We start from the raw sequence: 19559 nt of genomic DNA on the forward strand, positions 1-19559 counted from the left end.
TCTTGAACTACGGACACATCGCCATCCGCTGCATGGTCCACACGAAAATGGTGTTCCGCAATTTAAAGGTTTACACCGAAAAATTGCCGTTCACCGAAGTAATGCCGAAGCAATAAGCCATGCACCTGCCTGTCTCATTTACTCGCCAGCGAATTTTTCGATCTGCCTTCGCAATGTTGTTCCTGGCCGCCACGGCGAGCACGTCAACCGCGCGCACTTGGCACGTTTCAGGCACGGGTGACGATGCGCACTCCGGCACGACTGCCGCGACCGCGTTCCGCACCCTGCAAAAGGCCGCCGGACTCATCGAACCTGGCGACACGGTACTGATCGGCAATGGCGTCTATCAAACTCCGGCCAAGTCTCCCGACGGCAACGTGCTCACGATCGATCGGTCCGGGCGGACCGACGCGTGGATTGTTTGGAAAGCCGCACCCGGCGCGCATCCCGAGCTAAGGCCCACTGGATGGGCCGGGATCGCGGTGACCGGCTCTTACCACATAATCGACGGGCTCTCGGTGATCGGCGCGAACGATTCCCTCAACCTTCCCGACGCGTTGGCAGATGCCAGGAAGCTGAAACCCAGCGCGCGGTTCAACAACAACGGCATCCTCATCGATGGCCGGCTGCGCGGTCCAAACGAGAAACCCCACCATGTGATCATTCGCCATTGCTCCGTCAGCAAATTGCCAGGCGGCGGCATCGTAGCGCTCCAGGCCGATTACCTCACCGTCGAGGACTGCCACGTTTTCGAGAATGCATGGTATATGCGCTACGCCGGCTCTGGGATCAGCACCCTAGGCAACTGGCGTTTTGATGACGCACGCGGCTACCACATCGTCATCCAGCGCAATCTTGTCTGGAACAACAAGACACTCGTGCCGTGGGAGCGCACCAGCAAACTCAGCGACGGCAATGGCATCATACTAGATGTCACCGAGGGTGAGGAGGAAGGCGGCGCCACCAATCCCGCCGCAGATGGGGCTACCTCGGCCAAAAAGCCTTCAGCAACCAAGTCCGCCAAAACACCAAAACCGCCGCGCCCCGCGTGGACCGGCCGTGCGCTCATCGCCAATAACATCAGCGCCTACAACGGTGGCTCCGGCATCCATACCTTCCGCACAAAGCACGTCGATATCATCAATAACACGACTTACTGGAACGGAAGCGTTGTCGGCTATCAGGAACTCTTTCCCAACCGATCCGAAGACATCGTCATCTTCAACAACATCATCGTGCCGCGCCCAGGGGGGAAGGTAACCTCTAACAGCCACAACACGACCATTCGTTGGGACTATAACCTTTATCCCGTCGCGCAGACTGTCTTCAAGGGTGCCCATGACCTGGTCGCGGATCCACGTTTCATAGATGTCCAACCCGACCTGCGCCACGGCGATTTTCGTCTCGCTGCCGGCAGCCCGGGACGGGACTCCGGCACCGATGAACTGGCTCTGCCTGCGGATCTCTTGGGGCGACCGCGCCCGGGCGGATCCGCTCGCGATCGCGGCGCCTACGAACAATGAAATCACAACCATACATTTAACCATGCCCAACCCTTCATTACTACTCCGTCCTCGTGCTAACACGCTTTGGCTCACAAAAGTTTGCCTGCTTTTTATTATATTGTTTGCCTCTTTGACGCCAGTCATTCGCGCCGCGAACGCCAGTGACGTTCCACCAGCCATGTCTGTTTCATTCACTGGCTCGCTTGTAACCCCGGCAGACTGGCGCGGGGCGTTGCTTGCCAATCGCGCACCATCAACGAATTTTGGCGCACTAAAATCCAGCGCCCCGGCTTTCGGTTTGCAACTCATCACCAGCAAACAGCCTGAGAATATTTACGGTTTACAGACGGTCTTGCTGAATCAAATTTCCCTCAAGAAAGGTGACACGCTCTTCATCCGGTTCGCTGCCCGTTCTATTAAGGCTGACGTCGCCACCGGGGTCACTAAACTCCGTGTGGGTTTCTCCAAGAACTCACCGAATTGGGATAGCTCCTACAGCGGAGAGATTGGTCTTGGCGCCGACTGGCAGCGTTTCGACATTCCTTTCACCTGCCACAACGACTTCGTAGAGAAGGAAGCCAGACTGTTCTTCATGTTTGGTTACCCCGAGCAAGTAGCGGAGATTGCTGACGTGCAGGTCATCCGTTACGGTCCGGAAGTCTCGCCCGCTTCGCTGCCAAAAACCAAACGCTTCGCCGACCCGGTTTCGCCCCAGGTTCTGGCCGCAGAAATTGCCCGCATTGCCGCGATGCGAAATGCACTCGCCGTTGCTAATCCCGCGCCCGCTCAGGGCCGCACCTGGCATGTCTCGCCGAAAGGCAACGCGGCAGGCAACGGATCGGTTGGGTTACCCTTTGGTTCCATCCCGCAGGCCCTCGCCGTCGTCAAACCTGGCGACACCATCCTCGTTGCCGCTGGCAACTATCGCGAGGTTAGTGGGATCTCAATCAAAGTCTCCGGGCAGCCCAGCGCTTGGATTAAGATCAAGGCCGCACCGGGTGCGCGTCCCAAGGTCATCAGTTCGGGCTGGCATGGCTTTGCGTTGTCCGGCGGCATCGCTTACATCGAGATCGAAGGTTTTGAACTGGAATGGATTCCCGATCCCAAGGCCAAGAAGCAGGTTGATGGCGTGGGGATCGCTCCCGCATACGCGAGCCATCACCTCCGCTTCCTCAACAACGTGATTCACGGTTTTGGCACCGGTGGTATTTGTTCTTTGGATTGCGATTACCTGCACCTCGAAGGCAATGTCATCTACAACACGGCGAAAACCTCCCCCTACGGCGGCAGTGCCATTTCCCTTTGCCGAGCCTTCAACCTGGACGAGAATCCCGGTTATCACAACGTCGTTCGCGGAAATGTTTGTTACGACAATGAACTTCTCGTGTCCGTCCTCGAATCCTCCGGCGGGAATGGCCGCACGCTCACCGATGGCAACGGCATTATCATTGATGTGTTCAATCGCAGCCGTGCCAATCCACGCAAACCTCACACCCAGGATCGTGGCGGACCACTGGAACCCTACCGGGGCCGCACGCTGGTTGAGAATAATCTCATCTACGACAACGGCGGACGCGGCATTCACGTTTTCCGTTCCGCAAAGGTGGATGTCATCAATAACACCTGCTACATGAACCAGAAGTCCGCGGATATCAACGCGGGCGAGTTCACCGCCATCGAGGCTTCGCACATCACGTTCCTTAACAATATTGCCTATGGCCGCAAGGAGAAGCGCGGCAACACCCAGGATGGCAGCACGCGTATTATTTGGAGCCATAATCTTTTTTACAGCACCGCCGACACGCTCCTGCATGACGGGGTGGTTGAAGCAGACCCGCAATTCACCGCACCAGACCTCAAGGCCCCGCCCGAGAACTTCCGGCTCCAGCCCGGCAGCCCGGCGCTGGGCCGAGGACTTACTGTTGCGGCACCGCCCAACGATATCACCGGCACTTCCCGTCCCAATCGCGGCCCGATTGACCTTGGTGCCTACCAACGCAGCAAATGAATAAATTGATTCTACTCCTTACGGTGCCCCTGCTCTTGGCAGCTCACTCATGGTCGCAAGCTCAGCCTACCCGCATCTACCTGGCCAATGACGACCATACCGACTACATGTGGACGGCTGACGCCGAGACCTATAACGCCGTCTTCGTGGACATGCTTGATTACTACTTGAAGCTCACGGACGACACCGCGACCAATGCTGCGCCGTATCAGAGCCGGTTCAACGCCGACGGGAGTTACTGGCTATGGCAATACGAACGGCGGAAAAGCCCCGCTGACTTCGCGCGCCTTATCTCGCGCATGAAGGACGGCCACCTCAGCGCACCCATGACCACGCTGGTTTCCTGCTATGGCGGCCAGCCGGTGGAAGCCGTGCTGCGCGGCATGTATTACGCTGGTCGGTTGGAGCGGCGATACGACCTGCGCTTTCCCCTTGCGGTGGCGATGGAGAACCAGACGCTGCCGCTGGGTCTGTCATCCCTGTGGGCGGGTGCGGGAGCCAAATACAGTTGGCGCGGCGTCTGCGCCTGCGCCAGCAAACTACCCAAGTCCCTGCTGCAACAGCGCCCCCACGAAATCTATTGGTATGCCGGACTGGATGGTCAGCGCGTGTTAATGAAGTGGTATTCCGTCGCCGGCAATATCGGCACCTACCTCGAAGCTGCCGGGCCGTACGGTGCCATCAAATTTCTCGACTCCGACCCGGGCTTTCTGAGCCGTTATAAGGACCCGGTGAGTGGCCCGCCCTATCTCGTGCGCGCGGCGTTTGGGCTTGGGGGCGACTCGCTTGCACAAAAAACCGGTGTGCCTGCCGATCCGGGAATTCCCAAAGCCGCGGGGATGCAACAGGGAATTCCCGGATTTCCCTTCACCGAGCATTTCCACACCATTGCCCGGCAGCAATCCAACGACAAACGGCAAATCTTCGTCTCGAACGAAGCCGATTTCTTTGAAGACTTTGAAAAAACTCACGGAAGCACCCTGCCCACCGAGACGGTCACCTTCGGTAACGAGTGGGACCTCTATTCAGCCTCGATGGCAGAAACCTCCGCGCGCGTGAAACGGTCGGTGGAGAAGCTGCGCGCGGCGGAACTGATGGCCACCCTAGTGAGCCTCGCAAAGCCCTCGTTCCTGCGTGGCCGCGAAACGGCGAGAGATCTTGCGTTCACCGATCTCGGCCTCTATTGGGAACATGATTGGACCGCCGACGGTCCGGTCTCACGCGCCTACCGCGCCGGATGGCAGGAACTGCTCGCCAGCGAAATTGAATATTACGTCAATTCGCTGCACGCCGACGCGGCAACCCAGCTCGGTGCGCTCATTCAGAAACCCGACCCCACGACGCTGCGGTTCTTCGTATTGAATCCGCTCAGTTGGACGCGCACCGACCACGCGGACTTCCCTTACAGCGGCATGAAGACCATTCACGTCCGCGATTTATCTACCGGCCTGGATGTTCCCCACCAGTTCATCAATCTCAGCGGCACGACCTTCCTGCGCGTACTCGCCAGCGATGTGCCCTCGGCAGGCTATAAGACCTTTGAAATTCTCAACGGTCCCGGAGCGGCGCCAACGGACCCGGCCGCCACCGTGGGCATGGAAAACGCCACCATTGAAAATACGCGCGTCCGACTGACCGTTGATGCCGACGGTGCCATCGCGAGTTTTATCGCCAGGGCGCAACCCAATACCGAACTCGCCGGCTCTATCGGCGGCCTGAAACTGAATGACTTTGCCGCCAATGAAACCAAGGGCAACGCGATTGTCATCGAGAACAGTGGTCCGGTCTCGGTGACGCTCAAATGCGTCAGCGGTGCGGGACGCCAGCACACCACGCGCATCACGCTCTTTCGCGATTCCGACCGCGTCGAGATTCGCAACGAGATTACCGAGAACTTCAGCGACGTGCGTCACTGGGCATTCAGCTTCAACCTCCCCTCGCCCGACGTTCACACCGAGGAAGTCGGCGCAATCATCCGGGCCAAAACGAAGGCAAACGGCGGCGATTATGCCGACACTCACGCGCGCTACGACTACTTGACATTGAATCATTTCGCCGACATCACCGACGGTGCGAACACACATGGCGTCACCCTGGCCAACGCCGATTGTGCCTTCGCTCGACTGGGGCAAAGCACCCCAGCCAATCTCGACACGACCACGCCGCAGATCAACGTGCTGACCGGTGGACAAGTGGATGGCTCCTGGCTGGGCATTCGTGGTCAAAACGGCGCAACCTCATTTCTCCAACGCTTCGCCCTGCGCGCGCATGGCGCTTACGATCCGGTCGCGGCGATGAAGTTCAGTCTCGAACACCAGAATCCGCTGGTTGCCAGCGCCGTCATTGGTGTGACCAACAGCCCCTATCCCGCCACCAACTATTCCCTGCTCAATCTCAGCCATCCGGCCGTCCTGCTTTGGGCGCTCAAACCGCATGATGACGGCATCGAGCGCGGAATGGTCGCGCGCGTGTGGAACCTGGCATCCGAACCAAGTACGGTGAGCCTCATAACCACCACCCCGCTCACCAGCGCTCAGCGCGTCACCCACCTTGAAACACCGCTTGCCCCGCTGCCTGTGAAGGATGGACGGTTGGAAACTATCGTTCCTGCCCATCGCCTTGAAAGCTATAACCTGACACCATCCAAGTAGCTTCCTGCTGCCACATGGAGATTCCCCTATCACCCTCACGCTAGCGCGCAGCCCCGCGCCTTACTTCATCACGGTTTGCGGTGCCGACTTCGCTTGCTCCTCAATGCGCTTGCGCTTATCGAGGAAATGCTGGTACTTCTCTTTTTCCGCCTCCGTCCAGGTGTTGGCTTCGACGTAATCACCGCAGAACGGCACGCCAAGGTCAATCCAGGCGGAAATCTTCTCCAGCTCCGGCTTGGTCAGGACGACCTTCTGGTGTCCCTGCTCCAGCAGTTGGATCAGCTTGCTGCGATTCGCCCCCGCAAAATAGGCTGGCAGGGCGGTGGGTACGGAGGCCGCGCTGATCCATTTGACCATGGGGTCATCGGGGTTACCCCGCCAGGCCGCTGGAATTTCCGTCTTTTTCTTGCCAGACGTGGCATGAGTCAAGGACAGGTAGGCTTGAGTCCACTTGCGCTTGGCCGCCGGGTCGGGCACCTCCTTCGAGGTAAGATCGTGCACCAGGGTCTTTTTGCCGTCGTGGCAGGAGACGCATTTGGCATTGAGGATGGGCTGAATTTCCGTGGTAAAACTGAACCCGCGCGGCGCCCCGTAAAACGGCTTGAGCGCCTGAGGTCCGGCTTGAATGGCGCGCGTGGGCCGGTTCAAAGTCGGGGCCGTGCTGTTCTTGTTTTCATGGCATCCGGCGCACGATCCGTTCTCGCCCGGTTGCAGCGTGGCCCAACTCCGCATGGATTGCACCATGCGCCCCTTTTCATCCAGCAGTTGGAAGTACACCGGCTTTTGCGCCGGCGCAGTGAAGAAGACCGAACCATCCGGATAAACGTCCGCATCGCCCAATATCACCTTGGGATCCCATGTCCCGTTGCCGATCGCCACCGGCGTGCTGATCAGCGCCCCACCGCCAGGGCCCCCATTATTGTTGGCTCCAATTCCCGCTGCGCGGAACTCCAAGTTCACCACGCGCAGTTTTTTGACTGTGCCCCGGGGCACGCCTGCCATGGATGGCCCGGCATAGACATCCTGCACATAAAAGGTGCCGTCCTTCCGCTGCCAAACCACCAGGCTGGGTCGCTGCATTGGGCGAAAGCGCGCTTGCAGCGGGAGCGGCTGGTTGCAGGGCAGATTCGGGTCTGCCACGAGCAGTTCACGCCGGCCATCATCCCGCAGGTAATAAACGCCAAAGCGCGGCCAGAAAGGAATCCCCCGCTCCTTGCGCCAGCCCAGCGGATCGTAGGCAACCAGGAATTCATTTTCGTTGAGCGGATATGGGTATTGTAACAATTCGCCATGCTGACCGTAGGCATCCACTTTTTCCGCCTTGGTCTCGCGCACCGGGGCGATCAATTGCACCCCCTGATTTTCCTGACGCCCCTTAGCCGGATCAATCACGATCAATTTGCCGGTCTGCCGCGAATGATGCCCGGTGGCAATCGCCACCACCTTCTGCGTTCCGGGAATGCTCCGGGCATGCAGAATGGTGGTGGGAAACCAGGAATTGCCGCCGTAAAACTCTGTCTGCCCCGTGCCATCGGGCATCATCTGGAGCAACGGCTGCGGGTAAATCTGCGAGCGGTCGTTGTACTCCCAACGCGTGTAGAGGATCCGCCCATCCTCGGTCACGGTGGGATAGTTATCATGGACCTGATCGAAAGTGATTCGCCGGATCCGCTTGCCATCCTTGTCGCATCGATACAGGTTGCTCACCTCCGTCCAAAAACAATCCACCGTCTGCACGCAACGGGTGGAATTAAACAGGATGTCCCCATCGGGCAGATACACACCTTCGTAATCCGCCATCCCCAACCCGGACGTCAGTTGCCGGACTCGACGCGTGGACACCTCCATTTCATAAAGATGATAATCGTCCTGCCGATCCGACTTTTTCCACGCAAACAAAATCCGCTGCCCGTCATAGGAAACATCCGGATCGCGAATAATCCCCGTTTTATCTTCCAGCAGCACTTCCACCCGATCCACACCTTGATCGCGGGTGAACAGGCACAACGCGGAACCCGGATCGAAATGGCGCTCCGCCTGGGCATCGGACTGACCTTCGGTGTACGCGTAATGCGATCCGCCCATGTTACAGTGTTTGGTGAAGACCATCTGGAACGGCTTTGCGCCCAGCGCCTGCAAGCGCGCCTTGCGCCGCACTTCGCACGCATCCAGGTACCGGGCCAGCAGGCGGCGCAGATCCTTTTCGGCAACCGCAGATTTGGCGGAAGGCGACAGTTCTTTTTCCACCCGTTCCACCATGGATTGCACCACATCAATCTCCGGCCTCACCAACCAGAGCCAGGCCTCTGGCTGATAATCCTGCTGCATCCAATCACAATACAGCGGATGCGTCTTTTGCAGTTCCTCCCAAAGATTCGTAGCTTTGGCTGGCGCGGTCTGTGCCGTTTGCGAGGCTGCCAGAAGTTTATTGATCCAGACCGCATGAGCATCCTGCGCCGCCAATGGTATGGCCATGGCCAAGCCAATCGCCAGGGCGACCACCAACATCCCCATTTGATCCCATTTTTGCCGAATATGTATCATGTTTTGTTACGAGAAAACCCCGCGCCAATCTTTGACGCATTAAGCTAAAGTGAAATTCAGTCCGAACAAAGCATAAATCCGGCTGGACCATCTAAGCGCTTGATTTCAGCCCGGTCCCAGACCATCCAACCCTATCCGCGGAGTTCATTGCTGGGGCGCGAAATGGGTAAGGCAACCCGGAAGGTCGTGCCTTGACCTTCCTGGCTCACCAAGTGAAGCGCTCCACCGTGCCTTCCTTCCACGATTTCCTTACAGGAAGCGAGTCCCAGCCCATGTCCGTGGGGTTTGGTGGTAAATTGGGGCAGAAAGACTTTATCCTTGATCGTCTCGGGAATGCCGCAGCCCTGGTCCGTCACGGCGATGGACGCCCTTTCGCGATCGGCGGAGAGTCGGATGACGATGGGACTGCCGGTTTGGCTTGCCTGACCGGCGTTGATTACCAGATTGGTCATGACCCGGCTAATGCCAACCCGGTCAAACGGGATATCGGGAATGGCGCCCACACTTTCAACGACAATGGGCTTGCCTTTGACATCCGGATGATGGCTTAGCGTGTCGCGAACGTCCTCGACCAAGGCGTGGAGGGAATTGATCCCGCATTCTTTACAGTACCGTAGGCCCTTGGCATTGGCCAGTGCCTCCTCCGACATGCTGGCAAGGTCGCTCCGGACCTGTTGGAGCAGGGTGAGGGTCCGCCGTGCCTCCGCTGGCAGGGCAGCGTCATCGAGGAAGTCCAGGAGGACAAAGGCCGACATCCGATCACGCATGTCGTGGATTAGAATATTGGCCTTTTCGTACTCTCGGGCAAGCTGTTCGGTGTCCCGGCGGATGCGGCGACTCAAGGTCTGCAGCATCTTGACCAGCGCGTGGGGATTCGAGAGCAGATAATCGTGGAAGCTGGTGCCGGAGAGCCGCAGCAACCGTACTGGCGTCGCGCTTACGACGGTGGCGGACCGTGGCAAGTTTTCGATGAGCGCCATCTCACCGATGTAGTCAATCGGGTTGAGGACCGTGATAAAGCGATTGTGTTTCGTGATGTTCAACTCGCCCTTCAACAGGATGAACATATCTTCGCCGGCATCGCCTTCAGCGTAAATGACGGCGTGGGCCGGGAATTCAACCTGCTCAAGAGTCTTCGCCAGCGACAGCAGGGTCTCGGTCCGCTCCTCGCTGAAGAGATCAATTTGGGCCAGATATGGCAGAAATTGAGTTTCCGGGCATGGGGTGCTCGCTACCCGGCGCTGGGTAGATAAGGAACGCTGTTTTTTCCTTTCAATCATTAGGGCAGGATATTCGTTCCCGGGAAAGAAGTCGAGTGCGAAATGAAGCACCCAATGCAACGGTTTGCATGGTGGCATGGTGCAGAAAGCGCCGATTCAAGTTGCGGTGAACGTTACCCACGAACGTCCCACCGTTACAAGGGTACCGCGCGGAACCCAAAAAACAAACTTCTAACTATGGGAACAATGGGCGTACCATCAATCTGCATGAACAATCTGGAAACAACAACCAGCAGAGGGAACCGGCAGTGGCAACTGATGCAGCGATGGCTTACCACCGCCGTTTGCCTGCTCGCCTTTTCAGCCGGAGCCGCCGGGACGCCGGCCACGCTCCCCTTCATTATCAACTCCGACGAGGCTTCTGGCATCTATCCGTCGGATCGCGATATTGTCTTCACGGTGAAGCCCGGGGAAGGCAAGACACCCGCCGATCTTGAAGCGGCCCTCGTGAAGATCGTTTTCAATGGCGTTGAAGAGTTCAAAGCCGAGAAATCGCTGGCCGCAGACGCCATCACGCTGCGTGTCAAGCCGGGCCAGCCCGGCTCTTACCGCTGTGATGTCTCCCAGCCGGTTGCCGGAACCAAATCCGCAGTCGTCTCCGCTGGCGCAGTTGTCACTCCCGCCAAGATCGCCCCGGCCATCCCGGAGCCTGCGGATTTCGATGCTTTCTGGCAGACCAGAAAAGATGCGCTAAAAACAAAACCGCTCAGTTTTGAATTAAAGCCGCTATCCGATGATCAGCGCAAGCATGTCACTCGGTTGGCGGAGGCTGGCTACGAGTGCTTCGATCTGAGCATTGAGGTCCCGATTCCGGGCATCCGTCCGGTAAGAGGCTATTTCGCCAGGCCTAAAAACGTCCCGGCGGGCGGCTGTCCGGCATTGCTCTACCTTCGGGCCGCTGGCGTTTCCGGCGCGTGGTGTGTCGCGAATCCCTGGGAAGCGATGAACCGCGCCAAGGAGCATGGGGTCATGGTGCTTGACATCAACGCTCACGGCATTCCCAACGACCTCACCAAGGAAGCCTATCAGCAGCTCGAAAAGGGAGAACTGCTGGATTATAAATTCCAGGCCAGGACCAATAAAAACACCTTCTATTTCGTGGGCATGTACCTTCGACTGCTGCGCAGTGTGGACTTTCTTTGTGCCCAGAAAGAATGGGATGGCCGCCATCTCATCGCCATGGGCGGCAGCCAGGGCGGCGGACAAGCCTTGGCGGCTGCCGGGCTCGATGACCGCGTCTCCGCCGTGAGTGCCGTCGTTCCCGCAATGTGCGATTTATCCGGCATCCTCGTAAAGCGCACTTCCGGCTGGCCGAATCCAGTCGGTTTCTCCGCGCCAAAAGACCAGCCGGAGGTCTCCGCAGCGGTCAGTTACTGTGACAATGTCAACCTCGCCTCCCGTTCAAAAGCCGAGACCCAAATCTTCGTGGGCCTGATAGATACCACCTGCCCACCTCAGGGCGTGTTCGCCGCCTATAACAATCTCCGCACCGTGAAATCCATCCTTGCCTATCCTCACATGGGACACACCAGCGTGCCCAAAGAAGATTTATGGATCGGCGACACTCCCGTAATGCAAAATAATTTTATCAAACGGCACCTCGAACAACACTGAAATCCCGGTCCACTACCGCCGTTCCCATACGCCTCATTTCCATTGGGAACCGCCGCAGAGAACGGCATGGCTGGCAGGGCGGCGCGATTGATCATTATGCGCCATGCAAATAGTTGGCACTTCGCCTGCTATTGGTTGCCGTCTGATATACAAATTCCTGCACCCAGGATACATCCAACCCTGCCATCCGAAATCGCTGTTCCCGCATTCCGCCGCTTGACGCGGGCGGGGTATCCCATTATTGTCGCCAACGAAATTGTACCACGCGTGTAACTCAGGCTGCCTTGGGTGGGGTTGTCCAGGGTTTCGTGGGACGGTCATAAACCAACGTAGTGTTTAGCAGAAAGTCATATTATGGACACGGTAACGTATCTTAAACTGAGTGCGATGATGTTCATGCAGTTCGCCGTCTGGGGCGCGTGGATGCCTGTATTGGCGGCGCGGTTGATGGGCCCCATGAAACTGACCGGCAGCCAGACCGGATGGATTTACGCCACGTTGCCGCTGGCCAGCATGATTTCCCCGCTCATCGCCGGACCGCTGGCCGATAAGTACGTGGATACCGGGATGATCATGGCTTTCTGCCACGCGGTGGGCGCGGTCTTATTGTTCATCGCCGCGCGAACCACCACGTTCAAGCCCATGTTCCTGGTGATGCTGGCGTACTCGATGCTCTACGGTGCCACACTACCGCTGGTCAACTCCCTCATGTTCACCCACCTGACCGACCCGGACAATCAATCGCCGGGCATCTTCATCTGGGCACCAGTGGCCTGGGCCATGATCGGCTGGGTGCTTTCCGGCTGGCGCAACTTGCGCAAGAGTGAGAACGACGGCAGCGACTGTCTAAAGCTGGCCGCGTGTTTGTCCGTGGTGATGACGCTGATCTGCTTGGTCCAACCGGCCACACCACCCAAGGGCGGCGCGGGCGTGCCGATCCTAAAGGCGCTTTCCATGTTGTCGGAACCGAAGTTCCTGGTGTTCATTCTGGTCTCCGTGGTGGTGGCCGGCACAATGCAGTTCTACTTCCTGGGCACCGCCCGGTATCTGACTGATATGGGCGCTTCGGGCAAGAATGTTCCGGCTATCATGGGCATCGCCCAGGCTGCGCAGGCGGTCGCCACCCTGGTGGCCCTTGGCGCGCTGCTTAAGGCGGTTGGCCCGAAGTGGACCATCACCATCGGTGCGATTAGCTGGATGACTTTGTACCTCGTGTATGTCATGAAGTTGCCGAAATCAATCATCGTGAGCGCGCAGGTTTTCCACGGTCTGGCCTATGTGTTTTTCATCATTGGCGGCGTAATCTATGTGAACATGGTTGCCCCCAAGGAAATCGTGAATTCGGCGCAAGGGTTGCTCGCGCAGGTCACCACGGGTATCGGCCTGTTCTTGGGCACGCAGTTGGCCGGAATTTCGATGGATCGCTTCGCCACCAACGGCCAGGTCAATTGGAGCAAAGTATTCATGGTGCCCCTGATTTGCACCGCCGCCGGAGTGGTGGCCTTGATCCTGGCGTTTTAGCCTGAGCGTGTTTTATCGTTCGCGCAGGGCGATCTGTTTGTGTTTGAACGAGGCGCCCAGATGTTCTTGAAACATCCGTGCCAGATGGCGGGTGCTGCAACCACACACGGCGGCCAAGTCTTCGGTCGTGCATTCCAGGAACTGGGCCACGGACATTTGGGCGATCAGGCGAAGAAAACGATCCACAGCCTGACCGCCGCCATTGAACTCCACTGGCATGGGCGGCAGTTCCCCGGCGAACAGCGAAGCAAATACGGCCAGCAACTGTCCGCGCGTGGCCATGGCCGGTTGCGTTGGCACCAGTTCGCACACGCGCGCCAGTTGCGCCGATACGGGATGATCGGCGTTCAAAATCAGCTCCCGATATTTTAATTGAGTGGCGGAGGCTTCAAGAAGATGACTTTCCAACAGGGTGAAAAAGCCACTTTGCCCCTTGGTATCCACCATGAAATATTTGAGTTCCACTTCGCCAATCTGGCTGCCCCGCAGGCAGCCTTCACTCGCGGGGGATAACACCAAGGTTTGCCCTTGGCTGAACTCTTTGCACAGGGTGGGGCTGATCCAGTAGCCCATGCCGCGTTGGACGCACAACATGCGCCAACCGGTGGAATGCAGCGACCACTCGTCACCCGGGGCCAGGGTCGCTTGCTGGAGAATCAATTGTGGTTGCCAAGTCTTGGGCATATCAAATCGAGGTCATGCTTTCAGTGTGCCTGGTTTCATCTGGGCACCCTTGGTTGTCTGTGATGAATGGTCCCGCAAGGGATGGTGGCTCACTGGCTGGCAAAAGATTTACCAGCCCGGCAGCCAACCTGAGGATCATCAAGGACATCCGCATAGGGACATAATAAGCGCTGGCCTGGGACCGGACTCAAGTTACATTCCCGCAACATTCTGAGCAGAAATGGTTGACGGTGCACGCAAATGCATGAAAAACCCCATTCGTGCGACCTTTGGTGGGTGGCCGAATAGTATCAGCATAAGGCGGTATCCTGCAATCTCCGCAGCACAGGTGGCCATAACGCACGCGCATGAAGCGGCGCTCCACGGGTGAGCAATTCGGGTTAATGCGCCTTGTTTTTTGGCCAGTGCCATTGCCTTGACCTCGGTTCGCCAAGGCTTATCATCGCCTGATGAACGTGAGTCAAAAAGTACGGTCGTTGAACTGCGCCACCGTAATCAAAGGTGATGCTTGTGATGCCAACGAAATTCCTGCCTGCAAATTGCGTTACCTTAAACGCCTTGGTGCGATTGCGCTGGCGGTCGGGTGGTGGGTGGGTGGCGTGCTTCCCTCCCCGGCAGCCAGCCCCAAGCCGCTCGAAGGCGGCGTCCCGCCCCAGCGCATCGAACAAATCAGCGCCATGCTGAGCGAGCAGCCGTTTGCGTTTGGGCCGAAGATCAACGATCGGGAAGCATGGCAACGCCTGGCCGCCCATAAGGCGTTCGCCAAGGTGGTCAAGGATGCCGAGAAAACCCTCGCCACGCCCATGCTGGAAATGACCGAGGAGATTTACATGCTCTTCAAGAAAACCGGCCGGCGCACGGCGGAGTACAACAAGGTGCGCGGCGACCGCTACGGCCGGGTAAGCCGGTTCGCCATGGCTGAATGTATCGAAAACAAGGGCCGGTTCATCAAGCCCCTGGAAGCCGTCTTGCGCGCCATCTGCCAGGAGAAGACCTGGATCTATAACTTCCACGACGGCAGTCTGAATGACTACAGCGGCAAGAAAATTTCGATTGATCTCAGTTCGGTGGATCTGGCCCAGAACCTGGGGGAATGCCTGTACCTGTTGGGCGACCGCCTCAGCCCGGAAACCCGTCAACTGGTCACCGCGAAGTTGCGTGAACGCATCTTTGATCCATATCACAAGGCCGTGGACGGAACCGGGGCGCGCATCGGCTGGATCACTGCGGATATGAACTGGAATTCCGTCTGCCATGCGGGCGTCGTCGCCGCCGCGCTGGCGGTGTGCCCCGACCGCAAGGAGCGGGCCTTCTTTGTGGCGGCGGGGGAAAAGTATTCCGACGACTACCTGCGCGGCTTCGGCGGCGATGGCTATTGCGCCGAGGGCATGGGCTATTGGAACTACGGTTTTGGCAACTATGTCCAGCTATGCGAGTCCGTGTACCAGGCGACCAAAGGCGGCGTGGATATGTATAAACTCCCCGGCGCGCGCGAGGCGGCCCTGTACCCGGTGCGCATCCACCTGATCAACGAGCTGTATCCGGCCTACGCCGATTGCGGGCTCAATTCCAAGCCGGGCATGCAGCTCATGAGTTATATCAACCGCCGCTACAAGCTGGGGCTCAAGGAATTTATCGTTCCCAACTTCACCACCGCTGGCGGCGGGCTGATCGGCTCCCTCATGTATTCCTGCAGCAATTCCGCCACGGCCCGCCCGGCGGCTGCCGGCAAGGAATTCTACGAGATTCGCAGCCTGTTCGATCATGGCGGCGTGTTGAACTGCCGGCCAACGCCGGGAACCGCCAACCGCATGGCCGTCTCACTCAAGGGCGGCCATAATAACGAGCCGCATAATCACAACGACCTCGGCAGCTTTGTGGTGGTCGTGGGCAAGGAGACGTTGATCCTCGACCCCGGCGGCGAAGTGTACACCGCCCGCACCTTCAGCAAGGATCGCTACCTGAGCAAGCTGTTGAATTCCTATGGGCATCCCGTGCCCGTGATTGCCGGCAAACTCCAGCGGCCCGGTGCGGACGCCAAGGCCATCATCACCACGAAAAACTTTACCGACCAAACCGACACCTACACCATGGATATCCGCAGCGCCTACGAAGTTCCGGAATTGCAGACGCTCCAGCGCACCTTTGTGTACCGCCGTGCGGGTGAGGGTTCGCTGACCGTGACGGATGATTTTGCGTTTACCACGCCGCAAACCTTCGGCTCCGCCCTCATCACCTATGGCCAGTGGAAAAAACTCCCGGACGGAGAACTGTTGTTTTTCGACAAGCAGGAGGCGGTGAAAGTGGCGATCAACACCGGTGGTGTTCCATTCGAGGTCACCTCCGAGGTGATCACGGAAGAGACGCACAACAAAGCGCAGCCCACGCGCATCGGCATCAACCTGACCGGACCGAAGGCCAGTGGCAAAGTGGTCTTTACGATCACGCCCACGGCAGCCAAATAGGCTGCTGGCTATTTGCCCAGCACCACGCGCCGCTGACCGGCGGCCAGTCGCGGCCGGTCGTCCGGAGCCATTCACTCACTTGGGCCTGGGCCAATGCCTGCCCCATGAACCCAACGGCGACCACCCATCCAAAGTGACTTCGCCAAAAGCCCAATGCGTAACGGTCGTTTTTCATGTGTCCGCTTCACTATGATTCTACATTTTCGTTTTGAACAGACAAGAACCGGCGGCCCATAGCTCCTTGGTTTCCGGGTTGTACCTGAGATGCATCGGTTTTACATAGGGCGTGTTTCCGGTGATGTCCTTCCAGGTCTTTCCTCCGTCCTCGGTCATCTCGATGCCGCCGATTGTTTTGCCTCCCCCGCCCTCGGAAGTCGCCCAGGTGACCGATGAGATCCAGATGCGATTCTCATTCTGCGGATCAACGGCGATTCCCACAACCGGCACTGAATAGCCCGGCTTTTTGGTCAGGTTCTGCCACGTCTTCCCGTGATCCTGGCTCGCCCAAAGGTTGTTGCCGCAGCCGCAGAGGACGGTTCCCTTCGGGGTGACGGTCAAGTTGAATATGAAGGCGTAGTTCGCAAAGTATCTGGCCGTGCATTGGCTCCAGGATTCACCGGCGTCCTCGCTGACCCGCACGCCGCCGCCCGTGCCACAAGCACCCCAGTAGATCCTTTTCGGATTGGTGGGGTCCACGGCAAGCCCGAAGACTCCCTTGCGGCTTCCGGGCTGGTTTTCCAATTGTTTCCAAGTGTATCCGCCGTCAATGGACTTGAAAATGCCTCCGCCTTTCCGGTCTTCCTTGCCCGGCTCGGGATCCCCATCCATTCCCAGGTAGAGGATGTCGGGGTTCGAATGATCCACCGCGAGCGCCTTGGGATAGGATGGACCCCACAGGCAATTTGCGTACGACCGGTAATTCGGCAGGCCGTCCTTTATCAGCTTGAATGCTTTGCCGCCATCCTCGCTGAGGAGCACGCGGTTCGGAAGGTTCGCGACCCATGAGGAGAGGGTTGAAATGATCTTCTCCGTCCCGTTCTTCTCCATGGCGAGCACGCGGAACTGGTGCCCGCCGGTTTCCGGATCGTAGGCCAACGGAATCAGTTGCCGCCAGGTGGTTCCTGAATTTTCGCTGACCAACAATCCTTGATCCATGGCGGCCGCGTAGGTTTTGCCCTTGAGGAAGAAAACATCCATGACGACGGATACGTCCGCGCCCTTCGCGCTTTCCTCCCAAGTCTTTCCCCCGTCGGCGCTGAACACGGGCGACCAGTTGGCCGAGATAAGAACCTGGTCGGGAATCTTCTCCGATATCGCAATACAGGTTAGCGTGCTCATCCGGTTGCAGCCCGGTGGAAGCATCTTCACCCATTTCTCCGGCGCGGTCGGATTCCCGACATGGTCGGCCTTGAAATTGGTTTCACCCTTCCAGGTCGTTCCGCCGTCTCCGGATTGGTAGCAGATTCCATCCCATCCCTTGTTCGCCACGCACACAACCTTGTTGGGGTCGGCGGGATGCACGGCGATCTCCCTGGGCAGGTATTTCGGATCCATGCCGCTGCTTGCCGCAGTCCAGGTCTCCCCCCCGTCGGTCGTTTTCATGACCCCCTGCTCACGGAACGCCGCATACATAATCTGGTCATCCGATGGTGCGATGGCTACGGCTGCCGCATTTTTCGGAGTCTTGAGGGCTACCCAGGTCGCTCCGGCATCCGTGCTCCTGAGGATGGGGGAGGCGGTGCTGGACGCGCAGACGAGTTTGGGATTTTTCGTTGAAACGCAGATGGAGGAGATGACGCCGCTCTGCTTGCCCGGCGCCTCCCCGGCGCTGGCCTGATTATATTCGAGCTTCCGCCAGGTCTCGCCGCCGTCCATGGTCTTGAAGATCAGGCCGTGCTTGCTCCCCGCATAGACGATGTCCGCATTCTTCGGGTCAATGGCAATCGCCCGGACGCTTCCATCGCGGATGGCCGCGATGTCGAGCTTCTTCGAGTCAGTCTGCTCAAGCCGTTTCCAGTGATTTCCGCCGTCCACCGTCTTGCACATGCCGTCCACATCCATGATGTAGAGCACCTGGGGGTTGCTTCGCGAAATGGCGATGGAATAGATGCAATAATCCGCTATCCCCTGGTTGATGAAACGCCATGACTTGCAGCGGTCCGTGCTCTTCCAGAGCCCGGTGATATCGCTGGTCAGGTAGAAGACATTCGCGTCGGACGGATCCGCCGCGCAGCTCCAAAAATAACCGCCGCCGCCCCAGCCGCACCATTCCCAACGGGTGGCCACCTTCTCCCGTTCGGCCGGCGCCTGCGCGTCCGCGCTCCCTGGGAAAACTCCGCCCGCCAGAATCACCGAAGCCAGGATGATTGTCCTTTTAATACTCATTTCATCTCCATTTCGGATAAATTGCTTTGGCGCGCCCACCGGGGGGAGCACCAGTTACGACCGCATTATGTCTTTGAAAAATCATGCGCGCATTCTTTCGCGGCTTACGACGCCGTCAAGCCCTGTTTCAGTCATGGGGTCAATCCCATCCGCACCGCGCACAAAGGAACAGGCCCGCCCCCATTGCGAGGTGAGGTACAGGTAAGGGATCGTGTTGCCCGTCATGTGGCCGGTTCAAGCCCAATGCGTAACGGTCGTTTTTCATGTGTCCGTTTCACTGTAAAGTAGTGGACGCGAATTGGAAACAAATTTTCTCCCGTGGATTTGCAAAAGCCGGTCAACCGTTCCGTGGAGACGCACTATTATTCCTTGCCATGGTCAAGCGACCAGGAACGGACTGTTTTTGGAACTGGTTGGCATTTGTTATGGTCTGACCTTGGCTACGGGTTGCGTTGCGGGAAAGTGATCGGTTAGTTCCACATCGTGTAAATACATATTCCGAGCTGTCCGTCCCCGAGGTCATACGACTGAAGATACATACAATTCCCGTCATGCGACGCGCCCCGGAGAAGAGCGCTCGGATGGACGAATGCCGATGGAACACTCATGCGTTCGCTCAAGGATTGGATGTCATCACCCCATTTATTAGAATACCACCGAAATTGAGACAAAACAGCGGGCAAGTCTCTTGCTGCTATCTTAAAGGAGGCATCCTCATCAGAATCGGTGAATGACAGCGAAACAAAGCCTCCGCAGCGGAAATGCGATGCCGAGGCGGGCAGTAAAATGCTATGATCCCTGCTAATCCGTGCAGAAGAACTGCCTATGAAGCCTTTGAAATAGTAGAGTCAGAACACCGCATCTGCGCCGAATAATTTGATACCATTGGGGATTGGCGGGTG

10 protein-coding genes are annotated in these 19559 nt (G+C 58.1%); 6 read left to right on the forward strand and 4 right to left on the reverse strand.

All coding sequences use genetic code 11. The features are described 5' to 3' along the window. Positions 1-119: 119 nt before the first annotated feature. The 3 genes from WCO56_22290 (at position 120) to WCO56_22300 (ending at position 6164) form a co-directional block, all read left to right on the forward strand. Positions 120-1523, forward strand: coding sequence for a choice-of-anchor Q domain-containing protein (locus WCO56_22290; GenBank protein MEI7732319.1), 1404 nt, complete (start codon positions 120-122; stop codon positions 1521-1523). Positions 1524-1683: 160 nt separating this feature from the next. Next, positions 1684-3513 (forward strand): right-handed parallel beta-helix repeat-containing protein, encoded by a 1830-nt coding sequence (locus WCO56_22295; GenBank protein MEI7732320.1) that lies wholly within the window; start codon positions 1684-1686, stop codon positions 3511-3513. Then, positions 3510-6164 carry a glycoside hydrolase gene (locus WCO56_22300; GenBank protein MEI7732321.1) on the forward strand — a complete coding sequence of 885 codons (2655 nt, stop codon included), beginning with the start codon at positions 3510-3512 and terminating at the stop codon, positions 6162-6164. Before WCO56_22295 ends, WCO56_22300 begins: the two co-directional genes overlap by 4 nt. A 60-nt stretch (positions 6165-6224) precedes the next feature. Here the strand turns inward: WCO56_22300 and WCO56_22305 are convergent, their stop codons facing one another. Continuing rightward, on the reverse strand, positions 6225-8708 hold the full coding sequence (locus WCO56_22305) for a hypothetical protein (protein ID MEI7732322.1): 2484 nt from the start codon (positions 8706-8708) through the stop codon (positions 6225-6227). Positions 8709-8839: 131 nt separating this feature from the next. Continuing rightward, positions 8840-9988 (reverse strand): HAMP domain-containing sensor histidine kinase, encoded by a 1149-nt coding sequence (locus tag WCO56_22310; GenBank protein MEI7732323.1) that lies wholly within the window; start codon positions 9986-9988, stop codon positions 8840-8842. A 207-nt stretch (positions 9989-10195) separates the two neighbouring features. Between WCO56_22310 and WCO56_22315 the strand changes: the two genes are divergently transcribed. Together WCO56_22315 and WCO56_22320 are read left to right on the forward strand one after the other, a co-directional pair. Then, positions 10196-11602 (forward strand): acetylxylan esterase, encoded by a 1407-nt coding sequence (locus WCO56_22315; protein ID MEI7732324.1) that lies wholly within the window; start codon positions 10196-10198, stop codon positions 11600-11602. Between the two features lie 354 nt (positions 11603-11956). Beyond that, on the forward strand, positions 11957-13123 hold the full coding sequence (locus WCO56_22320; protein MEI7732325.1) for an MFS transporter: 1167 nt from the start codon (positions 11957-11959) through the stop codon (positions 13121-13123). A 12-nt stretch (positions 13124-13135) separates the two neighbouring features. Here the strand turns inward: WCO56_22320 and WCO56_22325 are convergent, their stop codons facing one another. Next, positions 13136-13807, reverse strand: coding sequence for a hypothetical protein (locus WCO56_22325; protein MEI7732326.1), 672 nt, complete (start codon positions 13805-13807; stop codon positions 13136-13138). A 449-nt stretch (positions 13808-14256) separates the two neighbouring features. On the opposite strand from WCO56_22325, the gene WCO56_22330 reads away from it, so the two are divergent. Then, positions 14257-16272: a heparinase II/III family protein gene (locus WCO56_22330; GenBank protein MEI7732327.1), complete on the forward strand. Its 2016-nt coding sequence runs from the start codon at positions 14257-14259 to the stop codon at positions 16270-16272. A 195-nt stretch (positions 16273-16467) separates the two neighbouring features. On the opposite strand, the gene WCO56_22335 is transcribed toward WCO56_22330, so the two are convergent. Further along, entirely contained in the window at positions 16468-18657 is a 2190-nt protein-coding gene (locus WCO56_22335) for a YCF48-related protein (protein ID MEI7732328.1), read from the reverse strand. Positions 18658-19559: the final 902 nt, after the last annotated feature.

The organism is Verrucomicrobiota bacterium (assembly GCA_037139415.1).
Lineage (GTDB): Bacteria > Verrucomicrobiota > Verrucomicrobiia > Limisphaerales > Fontisphaeraceae > JBAXGN01.

Excerpts from the sequence above, each read along its gene's own strand:
- WCO56_22290 (MEI7732319.1), top strand. The coding sequence starts at position 120 with ATGCACCTGCCTGTCTCATTTACTCGCCAGCGAATTTTTCGATCTGCC.
- WCO56_22295 (MEI7732320.1), top strand. The coding sequence starts at position 1,684 with ATGTCTGTTTCATTCACTGGCTCGCTTGTAACCCCGGCAGACTGGCGC.
- WCO56_22300 (MEI7732321.1), top strand. The coding sequence starts at position 3,510 with ATGAATAAATTGATTCTACTCCTTACGGTGCCCCTGCTCTTGGCAGCT.
- WCO56_22305 (MEI7732322.1), bottom strand. The coding sequence starts at position 8,708 with ATGATACATATTCGGCAAAAATGGGATCAAATGGGGATGTTGGTGGTC.
- WCO56_22310 (MEI7732323.1), bottom strand. The coding sequence starts at position 9,988 with ATGATTGAAAGGAAAAAACAGCGTTCCTTATCTACCCAGCGCCGGGTA.
- WCO56_22315 (MEI7732324.1), top strand. The coding sequence starts at position 10,196 with ATGAACAATCTGGAAACAACAACCAGCAGAGGGAACCGGCAGTGGCAA.
- WCO56_22320 (MEI7732325.1), top strand. The coding sequence starts at position 11,957 with ATGGACACGGTAACGTATCTTAAACTGAGTGCGATGATGTTCATGCAG.
- WCO56_22325 (MEI7732326.1), bottom strand. The coding sequence starts at position 13,807 with ATGCCCAAGACTTGGCAACCACAATTGATTCTCCAGCAAGCGACCCTG.
- WCO56_22330 (MEI7732327.1), top strand. The coding sequence starts at position 14,257 with ATGAACGTGAGTCAAAAAGTACGGTCGTTGAACTGCGCCACCGTAATC.
- WCO56_22335 (MEI7732328.1), bottom strand. The coding sequence starts at position 18,657 with ATGAGTATTAAAAGGACAATCATCCTGGCTTCGGTGATTCTGGCGGGC.